The 19,329-nt window shown below is 43.4% G+C and carries 17 protein-coding genes; 7 read left to right on the top strand and 10 right to left on the bottom strand.

The features are described 5' to 3' along the window. Window positions 1–129: 129 nt before the first annotated feature. Entirely contained in the window at window positions 130–1,335 is a 1,206-nt protein-coding gene (locus M4S28_RS20555; protein WP_249633688.1) for a multidrug effflux MFS transporter, read from the bottom strand. Window positions 1,336–1,443: 108 nt separating this feature from the next. Here M4S28_RS20555 and M4S28_RS20550 point away from each other — a divergent pair, with 108 nt between their 5' ends. Next, complete coding sequence (locus M4S28_RS20550; protein ID WP_054545750.1) at window positions 1,444–2,340, top strand: LysR family transcriptional regulator; 897 nt, start codon at window positions 1,444–1,446, stop codon at window positions 2,338–2,340. 131 nt (window positions 2,341–2,471) lie between these two features. Next, window positions 2,472–4,310: a putative bifunctional diguanylate cyclase/phosphodiesterase gene (locus M4S28_RS20545; RefSeq protein WP_249633687.1), complete on the top strand. Its 1,839-nt coding sequence runs from the start codon at window positions 2,472–2,474 to the stop codon at window positions 4,308–4,310. Window positions 4,311–4,432: 122 nt separating this feature from the next. On the opposite strand, the gene shyA is transcribed toward M4S28_RS20545, so the two are convergent. The 3 genes from shyA to M4S28_RS20530 form a co-directional block, all read right to left on the bottom strand. Continuing rightward, window positions 4,433–5,725: a peptidoglycan DD-endopeptidase ShyA gene (shyA, locus tag M4S28_RS20540; protein ID WP_017077403.1), complete on the bottom strand. Its 1,293-nt coding sequence runs from the start codon at window positions 5,723–5,725 to the stop codon at window positions 4,433–4,435. A 231-nt stretch (window positions 5,726–5,956) separates the two neighbouring features. Then, window positions 5,957–6,256: an isoamylase early set domain-containing protein gene (locus tag M4S28_RS20535; protein WP_009845720.1), complete on the bottom strand. Its 300-nt coding sequence runs from the start codon at window positions 6,254–6,256 to the stop codon at window positions 5,957–5,959. A 126-nt stretch (window positions 6,257–6,382) separates the two neighbouring features. After that, on the bottom strand, window positions 6,383–7,036 hold the full coding sequence (locus M4S28_RS20530; protein ID WP_249633686.1) for a hypothetical protein: 654 nt from the start codon (window positions 7,034–7,036) through the stop codon (window positions 6,383–6,385). A gap of 32 nt (window positions 7,037–7,068) precedes the next feature. On the opposite strand from M4S28_RS20530, the gene M4S28_RS20525 reads away from it, so the two are divergent. The 4 genes from M4S28_RS20525 (at window position 7,069) to M4S28_RS20510 (ending at window position 12,305) form a co-directional block, all read left to right on the top strand. Beyond that, on the top strand, window positions 7,069–7,551 hold the full coding sequence (locus tag M4S28_RS20525; RefSeq protein WP_017077401.1) for a GFA family protein: 483 nt from the start codon (window positions 7,069–7,071) through the stop codon (window positions 7,549–7,551). A gap of 150 nt (window positions 7,552–7,701) precedes the next feature. After that, window positions 7,702–8,376: a YoaK family protein gene (locus M4S28_RS20520; RefSeq protein ID WP_004731845.1), complete on the top strand. Its 675-nt coding sequence runs from the start codon at window positions 7,702–7,704 to the stop codon at window positions 8,374–8,376. A gap of 229 nt (window positions 8,377–8,605) precedes the next feature. Further along, entirely contained in the window at window positions 8,606–9,976 is a 1,371-nt protein-coding gene (locus M4S28_RS20515) for a YjiH family protein (protein ID WP_017105635.1), read from the top strand. A gap of 457 nt (window positions 9,977–10,433) precedes the next feature. Next, window positions 10,434–12,305 carry a methyl-accepting chemotaxis protein gene (locus tag M4S28_RS20510; protein WP_249633685.1) on the top strand — a complete coding sequence of 624 codons (1,872 nt, stop codon included), beginning with the start codon at window positions 10,434–10,436 and terminating at the stop codon, window positions 12,303–12,305. A 310-nt stretch (window positions 12,306–12,615) separates the two neighbouring features. On the opposite strand, the gene M4S28_RS20505 is transcribed toward M4S28_RS20510, so the two are convergent. Both M4S28_RS20505 and ppiC read right to left on the bottom strand, forming a co-directional pair. Continuing rightward, on the bottom strand, window positions 12,616–14,001 hold the full coding sequence (locus M4S28_RS20505; RefSeq protein WP_249633684.1) for an alpha-amylase family glycosyl hydrolase: 1,386 nt from the start codon (window positions 13,999–14,001) through the stop codon (window positions 12,616–12,618). Between the two features lie 283 nt (window positions 14,002–14,284). After that, complete coding sequence (gene ppiC, locus M4S28_RS20500) at window positions 14,285–14,563, bottom strand: peptidylprolyl isomerase PpiC (protein WP_004731852.1); 279 nt, start codon at window positions 14,561–14,563, stop codon at window positions 14,285–14,287. Between the two features lie 282 nt (window positions 14,564–14,845). On the opposite strand from ppiC, the gene M4S28_RS20495 reads away from it, so the two are divergent. Further along, a complete protein-coding gene (locus M4S28_RS20495; RefSeq protein WP_249633683.1) occupies window positions 14,846–15,760 on the top strand; it encodes a chemotaxis protein in 915 nt (304 codons plus the stop codon). Window positions 15,761–15,869: 109 nt separating this feature from the next. On the opposite strand, the gene M4S28_RS20490 is transcribed toward M4S28_RS20495, so the two are convergent. The 4 genes from M4S28_RS20490 to hutW all read right to left on the bottom strand — a co-directional run bounded on the left by M4S28_RS20490 (window position 15,870) and on the right by hutW (window position 19,187). Then, complete coding sequence (locus M4S28_RS20490; protein WP_249633682.1) at window positions 15,870–16,412, bottom strand: ATP:cob(I)alamin adenosyltransferase; 543 nt, start codon at window positions 16,410–16,412, stop codon at window positions 15,870–15,872. 113 nt (window positions 16,413–16,525) lie between these two features. After that, window positions 16,526–17,056, bottom strand: a complete 531-nt coding sequence (hutZ, locus tag M4S28_RS20485) for a heme utilization protein HutZ (RefSeq protein ID WP_249633681.1) — start codon at window positions 17,054–17,056, stop codon at window positions 16,526–16,528. 141 nt (window positions 17,057–17,197) lie between these two features. Then, complete coding sequence (gene hutX, locus M4S28_RS20480) at window positions 17,198–17,719, bottom strand: heme utilization cystosolic carrier protein HutX (RefSeq protein WP_249633680.1); 522 nt, start codon at window positions 17,717–17,719, stop codon at window positions 17,198–17,200. A gap of 58 nt (window positions 17,720–17,777) precedes the next feature. Next, a complete protein-coding gene (gene hutW, locus M4S28_RS20475; protein WP_102340527.1) occupies window positions 17,778–19,187 on the bottom strand; it encodes a heme anaerobic degradation radical SAM methyltransferase ChuW/HutW in 1,410 nt (469 codons plus the stop codon). Between the last annotated feature and the right edge of the window lie 142 nt (window positions 19,188–19,329).

Genomic DNA, 19,329 nt, shown 5'->3' with positions numbered 1-19,329 from the left:
TGGACGCAGGTATTGTAGAAAACCATCCATACAAATACAACGTATTAACGACTGTACGCTGAACTATAGCGAGCTAATTGCTTAACTGTACTCTACTTCAACTGTTTAACTGTACTCTGCTTCAGCTGCTTAACTGTATTCTACTTCGATAGCTGCGGCTTTCTTATTCATTCTCGTTGAAGACCAAAGTACTGTGCCCATGCAAGCACCAATAATCAGATAAAACACGCCGAGTTGTAGGTGAGTTGTCACCCAGCTTTCTACTAGATACCCACCCAATAAACCCGCTAAACACATCTGAATTGAGCCAGACAATGCCGACACTGCGCCCGCTTGTTTCTTATGGGGTTCTAATAACATGCTGATTGATAGTGGGAACGAGATGCCTTGTGCTATCGCCAACCAAGTAAACGCCCAAACTAAGTTAAAGATGGATAACTCATGAGTAAGAAGCCAAGTTCCCGAAGCCAAAATAATCAAAATCGCAAGGCTCATCAATTGCGGAGTGCTAAACCTACGATTGAGCAAGTTCAAAGCCACGCTACCTATCAGTAAGCCTGCCGAAGGGACAATCATCAATGAGCCATATTCAGCGGCGGTCAGCCCTAACTGCTCTTGCATTAAGAATGGAAACAGCGATAAAGACACCAAACTTGCCATGTAGCTCATCCAGTTATAACTGGCACTGGTCAACACTTGGCGGTTAGTCAACAAGCGTCCGTAGTTCTTTACTACTTGGCAGGCATCAAAGCGACTCTTTCCATATGGCAAAGTCTCAGGCAACACAAAGTAACCCAGAGTGAATATTGCCAGTAGATACAGTAGAACAAACAGGAACACCGCCTGCCAACCTAGGTGGAATGAAATCCAACCACCAAATACGGGCGCAATGATCGGCATGATCGAAGCGGTGATCGAAATATAAGACAACGCTTTGGTCAGTTGAGGGCCATCATAGCTGTCGCGAAGCACACTTCGTCCGAGAACCGAGGCACTACCTGCCCCTAAACCTTGCAACAAGCGACCAACCTCTAGCGCCGTCATGTTGTCAGAAAAAACAACACAAACGACAGTACCAATCAAATAAACACCCTGACCTAACAAGAAGATAGGTCTTCTTCCCACTGCATCAGACATCGGTCCGTAAAATAGCTGAGACAAGCCAAAACCCACCAGAAACAGCGTGACGAGCAGCTGTACATCTACCTGAGTCACACTTAAGTCAGAAGCAATTAACGGCAATGATGGCAAGTAGATGCTCACACCCACCTGCCCCGTAGCAATAATCATCATTGCTAAAAATAACGGTGTTTTTTTAAAGGTCGATTGGCTCAAAAAATTCCCTATTCGTTTGATATTTGTTCATGATATAAGTTTATATTCAAAACCAGTAATTGATAATTAACCAAATTGGAATTTAATTAAGTCCTAACAGGAAATAATATGGATTGGATTCTCAACGTAAAAAGCTACGTTCGAGTAGTGGAAGAAGGCAGTTTCAATGGCGCTGCTCGCAAACTTAACACCACCAGCTCGGCGATCAGCAAAAGAGTAAACTGGCTCGAAGAGCGTATCGGTACTCAACTTTTAAAACGCACCACTCGCTCGATTAACCAAACCGAAGCGGGTGCACTCTTTTACTTACGGGCCAAGGATCAACTCGACAATTGGCAGTCAATTATTGATGAGACTCGCTCGGTTAACCAAACCCCGGCAGGCCTATTAAAGATTGGCGCGACGATTGCTGTTGGCTCTAAGTTTCTAGTGCAATACATGGACGACTTCTTAGAAAAGTATCCAGATATTAAGGTGCAGCTGATCACGACCACGCCAGGGCAATTACCAGAGCTGGGCTTGGATCTGGTGATCAGTCGTGAACTGGAACAGCTCAACTCGTTAAGCTTCAAGAAAACACCGCTGTTTGAACACAAGGCCAGTTTCTATGCTGCGCCGAGTTATCTTGCCAAACATGGTTGTCCCACCAACGAGCAAGACTTAGAACAACACAACTCCTTAATATGGGGAGAGCGCCCTACCCGTGAAGTCACACTCACCAAAGGGCAGCGCATCACTTTGAACGGCAACTTTGCGACCACCAACCCTGAGGCTTTGTTTCACGCGGCGAAACGAGGAATGGGTGTGCTGTTAACCATCAAAGCAATGATCAAAGAAGATCTTAAACAAGGGACATTAGTTCCAGTATTGCCAAATATTACCGCCGACGAAGTGATGGTTTACGCGTACTACCCTAAGCTTGATTACTCACATACGCGAACCAAGTTATTTTTGGACCATTTGAAAGATAGGCTAGATAAAGAGAGAAATAACCAGATTTTGTGAAATAAGTCTCAACTTAATTTGAAAAATGATACAACGCGGCCAATAATAAACTAAGCGCATATAAAAATAGATGCGTACAAACTAAACACACAGGCTTACACGCTGGATCTGGTTAACTAGGGATGGTAGCTATGACTCAACAAACGTACAACAATATGATAGACACTGAGCGTATAGGGCGCTTGCTCAAGTTGGAAGGTATCGACCTTTTGGAGTCAGCAGTGCTTACCCTGCACCAAATGTTCGATACTAAGTACACCACTATCATTGAGAAAAAGTACTTTCCAGACCAAATTGTTCCTTTAGTTATTGCTCATTCTGATCACGTCTTGCATGACAGAATCAACCCTCGTCATGGGCAAATCTATCAGCAAGCCGTTAATCAAAACCACCCTGATTGCTCATTTGCTCAATACGTTGTCAAATCACTACCTACATCAGCCTTTCGGCAAGAGATTACCTCACAGAATTCCATTGCGATTCCTACACGGACTCAAAGCGGTGAAGTCATGGGGGTACTTTTTTCTACGTTTACTTCCCCACTGAGTAATGCTCAGCAACAAGAAGCGATTAAACATCATCAACTTTTTTCGGATATCATCATCCACACCCTACGTGAGATGTGGTTCAACGATCGCTCTGAGCAACTGGTCAATCAACTCAGCTATGAAGTATCACACGATAGCTTAACAGGTCTACTTAACCGCAGTTGCTTATCTGATACGCTAGAATCAATCACTCAGCAAAACTCAACACCGTTCACGTTAGCAATGCTGGACATTAATAGTTTTAAAGCGATTAACGATCTTCACGGCAACTATGTTGGAGACAAGGTACTGCAACATCTGGCTGAGATTTTGAGACGAACACTCCCAGAAAATAACCTCACCTTTAGAACGGCAGGAAATGAGTTCGCCTTCATCACCTATTACGCCGACCCAACCGCAATTTGTGAACAAATCGTCGCCAAAGTAAAACAGGGTTATAACAGTATTGATCTTAGGATCGATTTTGATATCAGCATAGGCATCGCAGGATCAACCGGAGATAGCAAAGACGTAGAGCAAATCATCTTCAACACCAGCTTGGCGTTAAAAGAATGTAAGCAATATTCGGGTACCCATATCAAGTGCTATGACACCCACTTAAGAGCTCGATATCAGAGAAAGACCGAGTTAATTGCGGCCTTGAGAAATGAACTTGAAAACTCTATCTCGCTGAATAGCGGAATGTATGTTGTGGCTCAGCCGATTGTTGGTCAACAAGACAAACGTTGGAAGTATTTCGAAGTACTCACTCGTTGGAAAACGGAAAAGCACGGCGACATATCCCCAGTTGAGTTTATACAGGTAGCAGAAGAATCCGGGCTAATTGTCGAGCTGGGTGAACGCATTATCGAACTGGTATGCAGAGCTAAAACGACATTAGAACAAGGCTTAGGATACAAGGTTAAGCTCGGAATAAACTGTTCCGCCCATGAGCTTACCGACTCTAAGCGTTACATTTCCTACCTCACTCGGACCATTGAACAGCATCACTTTAAGGCTGATGAGTTTGTTATTGAGCTGACCGAAACAGTATTGCTATCTCCAACTCAAGACACCAAAGACGCACTCAACTTTTTGCGAGAACAAGGCTTTACGATTGCGCTAGACGATTTCGGCACCGGTTACTCTAGCTTGAATTACATTCACAGCTACCCGATTGACTGCATTAAAATTGATGCCATTTTCATTCAAAATTTACTCACCAATTCGACATCAGAGAGCGTTGTTTGGTTGATCATCCAGCTTGCTCATCGACTCAACGTATCACTTGTCGCAGAGGGTGTGGAAAAGCGTGAACAGCTAGAGAAACTTCACGATATGGGGTGTGACAAGATCCAAGGATACCTATACTCGCCTCCTATGCGACCTGAAGCTATCGTGAGTTTAGTGACTCATTCAGAAGCACTCATTCAAAGCCCATAAAAATTAAAAATATAAAGCAGTAGCCAGACCAAAATCTAAAAAGCCGCGAAGCATGACTAAATACTTAAATATTTAGAAAAGCTCTCGCGGCTTGATTAATCGGCCTAATTTAGAGAAATCTATTAACTGTTATTAGATTGTGCTTCTAAAGCTACCTTTAACAGCTTATCAGCTTCATCTCTTGACGCGACGAACGTCGCTTTTTCCTTTTTAGGCACTGAATCAGCCATCGGAATATTCGCTGTCATCGCGTTCACAGGACGACCACGTTCGATTAACTCATAATGCAAGTGTGCACCCGTCACTCGGCCAGTTTTACCTGACAAGCCAATACGCTGACCACGAGATACCGTTTGTCCTTTACGAACTAAGATCTTACTCAAATGGAGATAACGCGTTTTGTAAGTGCTACCGTGCTGAATAACCACGTAATTACCGGCGTATGGGTGCTTACGGGTCATGATCACTTTACCATCACCCGTCGCTTGAACTGGCGTACCAATTGGCGTCGCGAAATCTGTACCGTTGTGAGGTGAGACTCGGCCTGTTACAGGGTGTAAGCGCTTAGGGTTAAACTGAGAACTCTGACGCCATCCACTGCTCACTGGGTAACGTTGGAAAGCACGTTGTAAGCTATCGCCATTGGCATCGTAATATTGCCCATCAGTGTGTAAGTACGCAGAAACAACACGATTACGATTCATGATCTTAATCGCTTCGATTTCACGCTTTCCGGTTGCGACACCATCAACAAATTGCGCTTTCTGAAGCACTTCAAACTGATCGCCAGCGCGCAGGTCGCGGCTAAAGTTCAGCTTATCTTTAAGAAGCGTCACAATATGGTCAATCTCAAGACTATTCAGGCCAACCTTGTTCGCCGACATAGAGAAACTGCCGTGAATATCACCCACTAAAGGCTTTTGTTTCCATTCACCAGGAATAGAAATGTCTTCAAATTCATAGCTGCCATCTTCAAGTCGTCGGTAAACCGCTTTATCCGCAACACTAAATTGAATTTCCATTTTGGAAAGGTTGCCCGTCGCCTCATCACGCCAAAAACGTAATGTGTTACCAGGACGAAGTGTGTCTAGGGCAAGGAAGTTTAAATCGGTTTCCATCACACTCATCATCGATTTATAAGAAAATCCAAGTTGAGTGAAGATGCTACTCAAGTTATCGCCCGTTTGAATTTGATACTCAAACGTCGGCGGTTCGATAATCGCGACAGAAGAAGGTGATAGGATTGACTCAATAACGGTTGAGTCGGGTAAATCAAGATCGATCGTTTTCGTCAGATCCGATTCTGAAGATTGCAAAGCAATACCAAACGCTGCAATAAGTGGCAGTCCTAAAATAGCTACTTTTTTTACAGGTGAAAGCTCAGCAAACGGAGAGGAAAATATTTTTGAATACACGGTAAACAGGTCTTTCTACGATATAAAGGCATAGGATATGCTTTTCAAACGCATAAATCATCATTGCATTGTCATAATATGATGTGAATCTGCCCAATTTAGACTAAGTCATTGAGTTACCGTAAGTGGAAACCCGCTTCACGATTAATAATATTAACCGCCAAATAAAAAAACAAAAAAGCAGAAACGGCTAGTTTCTGCTTTCTATTGGTTCACGCTACTTCATCTCGATTAAGCGTTAACCGTCGATACCAAGCAATTGTCTTCGCCAAACTCATTCGGGATATAACGATCAGCATTCGCATCGTTCACCCATTGTTGGTCATCTACTAGATAGCGGAATTGAAACTCGCCATCTTTAGGCAGGCGAGTTTTAAACTTGTACACCTTCCCTTTGGCCAGTTTTTTCATTGGGGTGGCTTTCCAATCAAGAAAGTCAGCAACGATGGATACAGAGTTCGCTTCTTGAGCTTCTAGCTCGAAGGTCACTTCAACTTCATCTTTCGTCTTAAAAAAACGTTTATTAATCATTCGCAAGCTCCATTTGTAAAAATAGGCAGACACCAAGCATAAGGAGTGTCTAAATTTCATTCATCTAATTAAGATAATATGTAATTTAGCTCACATAAACAACAGATCCTTGCATTAACGAAAACGTTATTGCTTACCAATTGATTGCGTATCAAAAGAAAAGCTCATTAACACCTTTTCAGAAGGGGATTCTGCAAATGATTGTTCCGCAGAATGCTGAGTAAAGCCGATAAAACCTTCCCCTGTTTGTTTGCTATCGGATTGTAAATCTTGCTGCTGAGCGACCTCTAAAGTCTGAATATGCACTCTATCGCCTAGAAAAAGCTGGTCGACTAGCACGACACGACTTCGCTGCTGGTCATGTTTAAACAAGCCAAGATAATAGAACACACCACTGCCTTGGTTAGATACCCACATCGGTGCGACAAAGAAACTCGCCTTGCCCAACGTGACGGCTGAAAGGTTGTTGGTGTCTACCGTTACCACACCACGCTCAACACCCGAGTCATAGCGTCCAAAGGCTATAGCTCTAGGTTCATCGACTTCATTAATAAAAGCGTACGCGTTGGTTTCGGGTACTTTAATTGTCCATGGGTTGGTCGTCTTCAAATCAAAAACGGTTTCAACAACAGGATCATAACTGACTTGAGAAGAAGGAAACTTCGCCAAGATCTCTTCGTCACTTAAGCTAAAACGATAAATACCCGCCAGTATCACCACAACCAGCATGACAATTGGAATCAGTAAAATCAGAGGTATAGGTAAGATTTTCTTTTTCATGAGCAATTATATTCTTTTGTTTTCATCCAGTTGTGCAGACCATAAAGGGCTTTAGTATAATTATCAATACAGGGTTAACCAGAAGTGGAGCATGGATGGATATCAATCATATTAAAGATAGAAATATCAGAAGTTGCGAATGCCGCTGTGGAGCAGTCAACCTAGTATGCAGAGGCGAGCCTCAACGAACCTCTGTATGCCATTGCTATGAATGTCAGAAACGCACCGGAAGTGTGTTTGGTGTTCAGGCTCGATTCCCAATAGAACAAGTCACATTAAACGGAGAAGTCACGTCTTTCTCACGCATCAGTGATACGGGCAGTGAAGTGACCTATCAGTTTTGCCCTAAGTGTGGCACCACCATGCTCTTACAATCTGTTGCTGCTGCCGATTTTTATATCGTCCCGCTCGGATTATTTAAAGAGCAAGACTTTCCGCTACCGAGCTTTTCAGTCTACGAAGAACGCAAACACGGCTGGGTCAAATTTGACCATCAAATGAGTCACTACAACTAGCCTGTTACTGACCTTTATCTCGATAAAGCAACAGCATTAGAACAAACTGCAATACTGTTGCCTAAGATCAAATATCAACGCACCACAGCGCTAGCGTATCTTTTCGCTAGCGTTATAATCTGCTCCTCTTTTTAACCCAGGGTGAACCACATGATTTCTAAGCTACCTCGCTGGGTTGAATACGGCGCTTTGCTGCTCGCAGGCCTTGCTGGCAGTGTTAATGCGATTGGCTTACTCGGCTTTCAGCATCAAGCGATCTCCCACATTTCAGGCACCATGTCTTTATTAGGCAGTAGCCTGCTCACACCAACTTCGGCTTCTTTACATCTTTTACTGATTATCATGAGCTTTATGTTAGGTGCAGCCTTCAGCGGGTTCTTTATTGAGAACCAAGCACTGAAGTTAGGGCGTCGTTACGGCGTTGCTCTGTGTATTGAAGGAGGATTGCTATTTTTAGCACTTTGGGCACTGTTACAGGGCTACACTTCAGGTCAATACTTCGCTTCAGCAGCCTGTGGTTTACAGAACGCGATGATAACGACTTACAGCGGTGCGATCATTCGAACAACGCACATGAGCGGGATCATCACGGATCTTGGGATCATGATTGGTGCTCGCTTAAAGGGGATGCCTTTTGACCGTCGTAAAGCCAAACTGCTGATGTTCATTGTGGTTGGCTTTCTGTTTGGTGGTTTAAGCGGTGCTTGTCTGTTCCAGCGCTTTGAAATTTTGGCGCTGGCTTTCCCTGCCTCTTTCGCCTTCATTATCGCATTTAGCTACTGGCTCTACCTGACCTATCGAACTGAAACTCCAGTCAATTTATAAATATCTGGCAATATATCTTCAAGTTACGTAACATCCGCAACACTTTATTCTAAACTCTTAATGAGTTGCAGAATAACCAGTGTGAATAGTTAGCGATATTTGATGAATAGTATTGCAAGCACTATCAATACTGGGTAATCTTGCAGCCAATGAGAAAATACGGATGTTTAGAGAATAAAAACGCCAAGGATGTGGCTTTTTTACATGTAGAAATACGAGAACAATTAACATGTCTAACAACACGAATACTGCTCAACCAGAGAAATCTAAAGGCAGTTTCTGGGTTTTCTTAATCCCATCTCTGATTGGTTTGTTCCTTTTCATGGCTCCAATCAGCTACCAAGGTGATCTAACGATCCCTGTCGCTATTCTAGCGAAATCAATTCAAGCGGTTTTTGGTGAATACTTAGTTTCTATTATCACTGCAATCGTTGCTTTCATGTCTGTAGCTTCCGTTTTAAGCACCATTTTCAAACCTACATTCATTACATCAAGCTCTTTCTTAAACGGTCTTTTCAACCCATCTCCACTATGGTTGTTGGTTCGTCTTATCGGTGGTGCTGCTGCATTCATGGCTTTCTTCCAAGTAGGCCCTGAGTTTATCTGGGAAGAAAACACTGGTGGTCTCGTACTAGAAGGCCTACTTCCAACACTGTTCTCAGTATTTATCTTTGCAGGTTTACTATTACCACTTCTACTTAACTTCGGTTTGTTAGAGTTGTTCGGTACGCTACTAAGCAAAGTAATGCGTCCAATCTTCAACCTGCCAGGTCGTAGTGCTATCGACTGTATGGCTTCTTGGTTAGGTGACGGCAGCGTTGGTATCCTTCTTACAAGTAAACAGTACGAGAAGAAGTTCTACACTCAGCGTGAAGCTGCGGTTGTTGGTACCACTTTCTCAGCAGTATCTATTACGTTCAGTCTTGTCGTTATTGCTCAAGTAGAACTAGAGCACCTATTCTTGCCTTTCTACGCAGCAATCTGTCTAGCGGGTATTGTGGCTGCGGTAATCATCCCTCGCCTTCCGCCACTAAGCATGAAGAAAGACACCTTCATTGATGGCAGCAAGCCTCACAAAGACGCTGACGCGATCCCAGCGGGTCACTCAACGTTCTCTTGGGGTCTTGAGCTAGCAGTAAACAAAGCGTCACAAGTTAAATCCGCTAAGTCTGTATTTGGCGAAGGCGTTCGTAACGCTGTGGATATGGTTTTTGGTGTACTGCCAGTGGTTATGGGCCTTGGTACGATGGCACTGGTTATTGCGGAATACACATCAGTATTCTCATTCCTAGGTCAACCTTTCATTCCATTCCTAGAGCTACTTGGTGTTCCTGAAGCGGTTGCAGCATCTGAAACGATTGTTGTTGGTTTTGCGGATATGTTTATTCCTGCGATTCTTGCCGCTTCTATCGACAACGAGATGACTCGCTTTGTTATTGCAGCAATGTCGGTAACTCAGCTGATCTACATGTCTGAAGTAGGCGCTCTGCTTCTAGGCAGTAAGATTCCAGTGAACATCCTCGAACTGTTTATTATCTTTATTCTGCGTACGTTAATTACACTTCCGGTTATCGCTGGTGTAGCACATCTAATATTCTAAATTAGACCCTACTGATATAGCGTAATTAAGAACTATTTTATAAAGCCTCACTTTTGTGGGGCTTTTTATTGCCAGTAAATACATTCCCTACCCGCTTAAAATACATTCACCCACCCACCAGAAATACAGCCAATATATAAAATTGGCATATCATTTAATTTCATATCTGTTTACCTTCCTTCTCGTCTGAGAATAGAAAACAACACACATAAACGCTAAATTAATACATTCTTAATGCTCTTACACTCCGATTAAACCAATTCTTCAACTCATTGAACCAAATAACAAAAGTAGCAAATATGTAAATAAGTGAATTTTGCATTGTGTGGGTTGTTGTATTTTTGTAGTCTATTTTGTGAAATTAAACTCAAGTAAATTTCAATCTAGTCGATATATATAATTACAAAAATACGATTAACTTTAGTCTTCGCAAAGTCTGTGAGAAGGGGAAAACTCAATGAAATTTAGCCATAAGGTGGTTGCTGCATCATCAGCCTTGCTGCTAGTGACAGTATCATTGCTTTCAATACAACAACTTTACACTGTAAGAAGTGCTGTAGAAAACCACGTCAATGCAAGCCTGAAAGAAATGGTCTCTGGCGTTAAAAATACCGTCGAATCAGAGATGAACGCCAAGAAAGCGTTGGCTCAATCGACGACTGAAGTCATCGAGATCAACCCTGAAGATCGTACTTATGTAAAAAAAATATTAGAAAAGCCAAAGCTTAAAAGCAGCTTCCTAGCGGTTGGCTTTGGTTACGAAGCAAACGGTTTCGTTATTGAAAATGATGACGGTTGGGAAGCTGGTCCAGATTACGACCCTCGAATTCGCCCTTGGTACATTGATGCTAAATCCAAAAACAGTTTAGTTGTTACCGCTCCTTATGTGGATGCATCAAGCAAGAAAGTCATCATATCTGTGGGTACGCCAGTTAAAGACAACGGCCGCTTCACGGCAGGTATGTTCTACGACCTAGAATTGACTAACCTTGCGACATTGGTAAACCAAGTGAACTTGTTTGATGCGGGCTACCTATTCCTAGTCACTGCCGACGGCACAACGATTGCTCACCCGAATGCGAAAAACAATGGCGAAATGCTTTCAAGCTACATGCCACAAGCAAGCATTCGTGAAGGCTCTCAAGAAATTGAAGTCGACGGCAAGATGTTCCTAGTGAACTTCACTCACATCCCAAGTGAAGATTGGTACATAGGTGCAATCCTTGATGAAGAGATCGCTTACCAAACCGTTGAAGATTTGAAAAACAGCTCAATGATCTACTCGTTGATTGCGGTTATTCTCAGCATCATTGCACTGACTGTTTTGATTCGTGTGTTAATGCGTCCACTTGATGTGCTTAACCAAGCAATTCAAGATGTGGCGAGCGGTCAAGGTGACTTAACTAAGCGCCTAGATACCAACACAGACCAAGAGTTCTCTGACCTAGCAAAAGGTTTCAATACCTTTACTGAAAACCTGCAAAACCAAATCATTCAATCAAAAGCGATTGGTGTTGAGATTAAGCGTGGTACTGAAATCACGGTTAAAGGTGCAGGCGAATCAGCAAACGCGATGAATACCCAACTGCAAGAGCTTGAGCAATTAGCGACTGCAATGAACGAGATGGCGGTTACCGCAACTGAAGTCGCAAACAACGCTCAAGGCGCAGCAGCAGCGGCTCGTGAAGCTGACGAAGCAACGCTAGACGGTACATCTGTAGTCAGTGATACCACTCAAGCGATTGATAACCTTTCAGCACGTATCGACCAAGCGGTTGCAGAAGTACAAGTACTAGAATCAGCGACAGCCAACATCGAAACGATTCTTAAAGTAATCAACGATATTGCAGACCAAACTAACCTACTCGCATTGAACGCAGCGATTGAAGCAGCACGTGCTGGTGAATCTGGTCGTGGTTTCGCAGTCGTTGCCGATGAAGTTCGAACTCTGGCGCAACGTACTCAAGAATCGACCACTGAAATCCGCAACATGATCGAGCAGCTCCAAGCGGGTGCAAGCTCAGTATCGAACGCGATGAATCAAAGTAAAGACACAGCCACTGACGCCGTTGAACGTGCTCAGCAAGCAAACTCTTCACTTGACCGCATCCGTGACGCGATTCAGCGTATCTCTGATATGAATATTCAAATTGCTTCAGCAGCAGAAGAGCAGAGCTTAGTAGCGGAAGAGATCAACAACAACACAGTTAAGATCAAAGACCTTTCAACACAAGTATCCAACGCGGCTCAAGAAGCAAACACGGCAATGCAGGTACAAACTGACAATGTTCGTGCACAGGATGAACTATTGAACAAGTTCACGGTTTAATCGCCTGTCTGTTTAACTAACGCTCCGCTTAGTAACCAATAAAACAGCTTCAAATAAAAAGCCCCGCTTACTGATTGCTAGTAAGCGGGGCTTTCTTTTCAGTCTTATCTTTCTAACCGATTAGACGTAACTCATACCAATCACAGTAAGTAAGTGATCATAAATAGCGCAGGAAAAAGGCTTGAGAACAAGGCAGAAATTTTCGATAAGTAGTTATTCTACAATCAAAATTTATAACGAAGTTATCGAGCGTTTTAACAAGCTAGGATGACCAGTTATTTACTACGATTGGTATCATAACAGGCTCGAACTAGTTCGTTGTCAACATCATGCACTGATTAGATTCAACCTGAATGGTTAGCGTCTTATCGACACAATCAAACACTGCACCAGACAACAAATCCGTTACTTTACCAGTCCAAGTCAGTGATGCCGTTTTACTTCGCTTCGACTTGTTGATCACCACAATGCCTTTGTCGCCACGGACAAACACCAGCAAATCATCATTTGCCTCAACCACACGCATCGCTTCGCCATGAACATGGTTATGGAACTGAATCATGTTTTTCATGTAAGGCGCTTGCCAATCGTTAAGCCAACGAGGCTGACCGTTCTGATCCAGAATGCCGCTGGTACTTAGCTCACTGTAAACAAGCGGCACACCCCCGTCTCGACCAAGAATAAAGGCATGAGCTAATCGCTCGTCAACTTCACCCATTACGTGATCCAAAAATACTTCATTATTTGGAATATCATGAGTGACGGCAAAAGTGATTGCTCGCATATTCGATAACGCCTGACCAAAACAGTAAGGATTGATCAAAGACTTAAAGCTGCCCTGCTCTTCAAAGGATTTGAAGATGGTATTGAACAGAGGGAAATCGTAAGCGCCTAAGCGAGTGTGTTTGAGGTAAGGCTCAAGGAACAACTCATACTCTTCTTTGGTCGCACCACCATCAGTAATGATCTCGCCAAAGATATGCATTTCTTCGCAAATATCATCCGTCCACACCTTGCGTAGATGTGACAGTGTCATGTGTTTCGCTGCGTCTATGCGAAACCCTTTCACGCCAATCTCTTTTAAGGCTTTTAGGTAAGCTCTCTGCTGCGCGACCACATTGTCGTTGTCTAACAGCGTTGGCAAGCCAGGGTCACTAACTCCACCGGTAATACGTCCGTTCTGTACTTCCCAAGTGTCTTTCCAGTTTTTGATACCAAACGCTTCAACAAAATCGTTTTCATCAAATAAAGGCTTAGAAAGATCGCCAAACAAACGTATGGATTCGTAATAGTCAGCATCTTCTTGATAAGACGCCATGTCTTGCTGATTTGGATACGTTAAATCACCACGGATACCCGACTCATTGGCCATGTGGTTAAATACGACGTCCACATAGGTACGAAGGCCGTGTTGCTTTAACGTGTTCACCATCGCAGTGAAATCTTGCGTGTCACCCAGCTGATTATCAATCACACGATAATCTTGTGGTTGATAGCGCTGCCACCATTGGGTGCCAGAATCACGGTCGCAACCTTTTGGTCCGCGTAACGACTTCATTGCCGGTGATACTAAAACAGATTTATAACCCAATTCTTGGATCAGTGGGGCGTTCTTCATTACGTCAGCGTAGCACCAGTCAAAGGCATGCAAAATCACATCTGTCGCTGGGTTGCTTAACATAGCTGAACTATCCATGTTGTTCTCCTACCAAACTTGTTTACAGCTTTCTAGATAAATACAAAGGCTAAAAGGCAAAGCTGCATAAATTTCCTTAAGAATGGTATTTATTATATGAGTTACTCATTAAAAACCCTCCTCCTCCCACCGATTAGTCACGGCGGATAGTCAAGGGCGTAGTGCCAATTATCGCATAACGTCTGGGATGAACACTCAGCCATAGTGCTTTTAAATGCGCAAAAAAGTGACAAAAAAGGAGCGTATATACGCTCCTTTTATTCAATCTAACACATATTTATGACTAAGTTCTGTAAAGAACCTTCACTACGTGCCAGCCAAATTTTGTTTTTACAAGGTGTGGTACTAGCGTCTCGCCAGAGAAACAAACCTTATCAAACTGAGGCACCATTTGACCTTTTTTGAACTCGCCTAGGTCGCCGCCCTTTTTACCAGATGGACACGTTGAATGCTTCTTCGCTAGCGTTTGAAACTTAGCGCCTTTTTTGAGCTGCTTGATGATGTCTTCTGCTACTTCTTTGTGCTTCACCAAAATATGAAGCGCTGCTGCTGTTCTTGCCATGATAATTCTCAGTGTGTTGCGGTCAGTTTAATTACGACGGTTGCTTAGAACATCGTTAATGAACGGACTGTTGTAATTCTGTTTATCGCTAACGACTTGTCGACATAAAACCATCGACAGGCGCGCGTTTAGCGTGATTTTAACTCAAGAACTGCCAATCTTCACTCTATAACCGAAAACAACTGCCTTAAAGCCCCTAAAAACGTATAGTGACTTGCCGACACCCCTGTTTCCCTTTAAATTAATCCTTATAAATTAAGCGCGTATTAAGTAGGAGCCACTATGGCCAAACCGATCAGTAAAGCGAGTCAGTCACAGGGAATGTTGATGTTCAAATTATCCCTTACTCAAAGTTTTGCGATTGGCACGCTTAAGGTAAGAGAAATAGTGCCTTTTCAGCCGATGACTCAAATCCCATACTCCCATCATCACGTGATTGGTACTGTGACCATCCGCGATCTTACCGTTCCAGTCATTGATATGTCTGCAGCGATTGGCTTTCGACCGATAGCACCCGCTGAATACCAAGATTGTGTGCTCATCGTCACTGATTGCTTAAGAACAGTAGTGGCCTTTTTGGTTCGTTCGATTGATAAAATCATTGAATGTGATTGGAAAAGCATTGAATCGCCACCCGCCAGTGTGGGTCGTAATGTGTTTGTTACGGGTATTACGCGTTTTGAAGATCGTATCGTGCAAATGCTCGACGTGGAGTTATTACTTTCTAAGATCTACCCGGCTTATGAAAACGCACATATTCCAATGCTGACCGATGTAGAAAGGGAGCGTCTCAAAGCGCTGAATATCTTATTGGTTGATGACTCTTTAATCGCGCGGAAACAGCTATCAGATGCCTTAGACAGCATCAACATCCCTTACAGCATTTGTAATAACGGCTTAGATGCTATTGACCTAATGCGTCGCCAAGCCAGCGCTGGCAATGCAATTGATCTTCTCGTGAGTGATATTGAGATGCCTGGACTCGATGGCTATGAGCTTGCGTTTGAAGTACAAAATGACAGCGCACTGAGTCATGCCTACTGTATTTTGCATACCTCACTGTCCAGTGAAATCTGTGTCGACCGAGCCAATCAGGTAGGTGCACATGAAGCGCTTGAGAAGTTCAATGCGGGCGAATTAATCGAAGCCATGCTACGCGGCGCAAAAGTCTTAAACGAAGCCTCTACCGCTGCTTAGACGCTATTTTGGAAGCTAAACCTAGCATCATGCTTAATGGTTTAGCTTCTTAGCTTCTTAGCTTCTTAGCTTCTTAAGGATTAGATATGAATCAATATAGAGCTCTTCCTTAAGATTTCTTTGGCATAGAATAACTCTTACTCACAAATTCCACTTCTTCAACTTCATTGACATGATTGGTAAAAGACGCCAATGCATAGAGTGTGTTCGCGACTAAGTTGGCATATTTGAAAATAATCGGGTCTGGCGACTTTTTGCTTTCATGATGTTCAATACTCACCAAAGCTCGCACGACCTTTTTAGCCTGACAACGACACAAGTGAAGTTCACTAGACACTCGGTGCCCACCGGGTAAGACAAAGCCTTTAAAACCACCTTCTAGCTGCTCACGGATACGATGATAGTCTTGCTTGAGCTCGACCAATTCAGACTCGGTGATGGCTAATTTCCCGCGCACAGAGCCATTCAAGTGATAGATGTTTGGCTGCAAGCGTTGCAGGATCTCACGAACCTGAGGCTCTAGCTCTAAAGACAACACCAATCCAACCCGGCAACAAAGTTCATCCGACAAAATCTCAAAATCACAGATAGGACTGTCTTCATAGATAAATGGGTAACAGAATTCATCCCAATCTCGACTTGCTGGTTTCACGTACCGATCCTTACACATAAATAGTCATCAAACGCCAATATACCAAACTCTTTGATTTAGACATAAAAAAGCCCTCACATTGGAGGGCTCCTGAAGAAATCAGTTAAACGAGATTACTCGTTAGATACTTTTTTATGACCTTCTTGCAAGTGAACGAAGTCCACCAGATCATCACCAGACACTTGGTAAGCCTGACCAAAGCCTTTCACAAATAGGCCATTTTCTGCTTTAAGGTTGAACAGAGAGAAGTCTTGAAGTTGGCTCAAACCATCAATGATTTCACCAAAGCGTTCTTGCATCTGGCCGATCACTTGAGTCCAAAGTTCCGTTTCGCGCTCCACAATACTTGCTTGAGCATCAAACGTTAAACGCTTGCGTGCGTAAAGCTGCTTCGAGCTCTCTTCGTCTTCAATCATCATCAAAGACACTTGAGGATTAGCCTTCAAGTTACGAGCATGACGAGCAATATCAGAAATGAGAACAAAATAACCTTCTTGGTTCTGAACGAAAGGCGCGTAACTTACGTTCGGGCGACCTTCTTCATCAACCGTTGCAAGTTGAAGGGTACGGCGCTCTTGGCGAAACTCTTTAATTTCTGGACCTAGGCGACCTTGTAGACGTTCTTGTTTTACTTGCTGTTCCATGGGTAATTCCTTTCTTCACTTTCTCTGATTTATTATTTTTGCCCGAGGTTGAGCGATCATGAGCGAACTAAACGATCCTCGAGCATTGATGTACTGTTTAAACGAGTTGGCAACCTTAGTTAAGCTTGCCGTTAATCGTGTTTAAGCTTGTTCTTTTAGTGCTTTGAAGCGTTCTACTTGGTCGGCAATAAGCTCACGCTTTTCATTGCGGCCTAGGTAGATCTTAAAAATGTTCTCGCCCGTTTCACTGAAGAAACCGAAGTAATGACTTTCACGACCCATGAACGCTTTGCTCACCAAACCGATCTGTTTAACGTTGTCGAGTTTCAGGTGACCATGAAGCTCGCCTTCTTTGCCCATTAAGTTGTAGTAACCACGCGCGACTTTACCTTTAGGGAACGGCGCTTTTACTTCGAAGATTGAGCCGAATGAATGCATAATTGTGGTCACTGGACCCCAACCAACCAAACCTTCTAGAATCTCTTGAGCACGGCTGCCATCTAGCATCACTGCCATGTCGTTTGGAAAAGCAGCAACCACTTCAACTTCTGAAACACCTAGCTTCTCAGCAATTGCTGTCGGCAATAGTTTTGGCTCTTCTTCTAGAATTCGAGCTACGCTTTGTTCTAGAGTTTCTGTCGTTTCTAATGTTGTATCTGTCATTGAATATGTGTCCGTATAAACGAGTAATTTACGTAAGTTTTAAACTAAAAATTCGATATTAAGCGTGCTTTAAACTTGCATGCGGGTGAACGCCTGAACCTGATGCTTTCGGTGCAGGGTGCATCGCTTGATATTCAGCGTTAAGCACTTGAATCACACTCTGAGCCAGGCTTACTGCCCAGAAGCTACCAGCAATAGTCAGGCTCAGGTAATTCTCTGAAAGCTCAACCAAACCATTCTTCTCCCAATGTGAGAACAGAGGCTTCAAGTAATCGAACGTGTCTTGTCCCATAAAGGTCGGCAACGTACTTCTTCTAACAACACCAGAATCAAAACCGGCCTTTAATGTCGAGAAGATTGGCTCTAATGAGCTTTGCTTCGTCATCATGGCAATAGGTAATTGACCTTGCTTTATAGACTCCATGTAGCTGTCTAAAGTTCGATGTTGCATCACTCCATGACCACCGATGTTACCACCAGCACCACAACCAATCGGCAGAACTTCGGCATAAGTTTTCGCTAAGCTGTTGTAAATGCTGCGTTCTCGGTTATCACGAGTCCAGTGATTCACGCTCAGTTGCTTGACCTTATTTTTTGCCATGAACTCGACGCCCGCCAAGTACATACTCGCTTTATCTGGCGTATTCGCTGGTGGTGGAATTTTTCCTTTCTCAACGAGATTAAGCATAGGTGCATTACCCCCAACAATCAGTTGGTAGAGGTCAATTCCGTGAGCACCAGTAGACATGTAATCTTCTAAGTCTTGTTGGAACACTTCCATAGACTGGTATGGTAATCCGTACAGCAAATCCAGAACGATGGGAGCTTGCTCGGTACGGCTCAAAGCACTGATACGTTCCAACACCACTTCACGGTCATCTAAGCGCTTGGCGCTGCGTCTAACTTGAGTGTTGAAACTTTGAATACCGAATGAGAAGCGATTGAAACCACCTTCAAGCGCACGATCAAACATCTCGTCGCCAAAGCGATTGATACGCCCTTCTAAGGTCATTTCCACATCGTTTGCTAGTGGGAAATATTGGCGAATAGCCTTGCCTAACTGCTCTACTTGTTGAGGAGACAAATCGGTAGGTGTTCCGCCACCAATGTAGACGGCGTGAAATAATCCAGACTGAGCCCAAGGCGTTTTGGCTTTTTGCTTCAACTCAACCATCAGCGCATCGAAATACTCATCCACTAATTTGCGACTTGCAGCATTTTGGAAGAAATTGCAAAACGTACAACGCACACGACAGAAAGGAATGTGGATATACAGGCAACGCTTATCCTGTTTTTTCCCTTCACTTAGCATCAGTTCGTCAAAGAGCTCCAACTTCTTGCTCGGATCGACCGGAATTGAACTTCCTCCGGCATGTGCAGAATGCTTTTTCGCAAACGCAAAACGAAGCGGATCAGGGCTAGAAACACCCAGAATTGATTCGTCAAATTTATAGATATCAAGACTCATATAATCTCTCTAAACACTTACATAGCAAAGTCTGGAAGACTATTCGCTAAAAACTGAGAGAATCATAAATAGACGTAAATGATAATGCAATTGATAATTGATCTTATTTAGATTCTAGGCAATAATCCGGTACAGATTTTAG

Origin of the sequence: Vibrio sp. J383 (genome assembly GCF_023503985.1) — a bacterium.
In the GTDB taxonomy this organism is placed as follows: Bacteria; Pseudomonadota; Gammaproteobacteria; order Enterobacterales; family Vibrionaceae; genus Vibrio; species Vibrio splendidus.
Note: the sequence above shows the minus strand (reverse complement) of the source record. Positions and strands in the feature narration are given on the sequence as shown.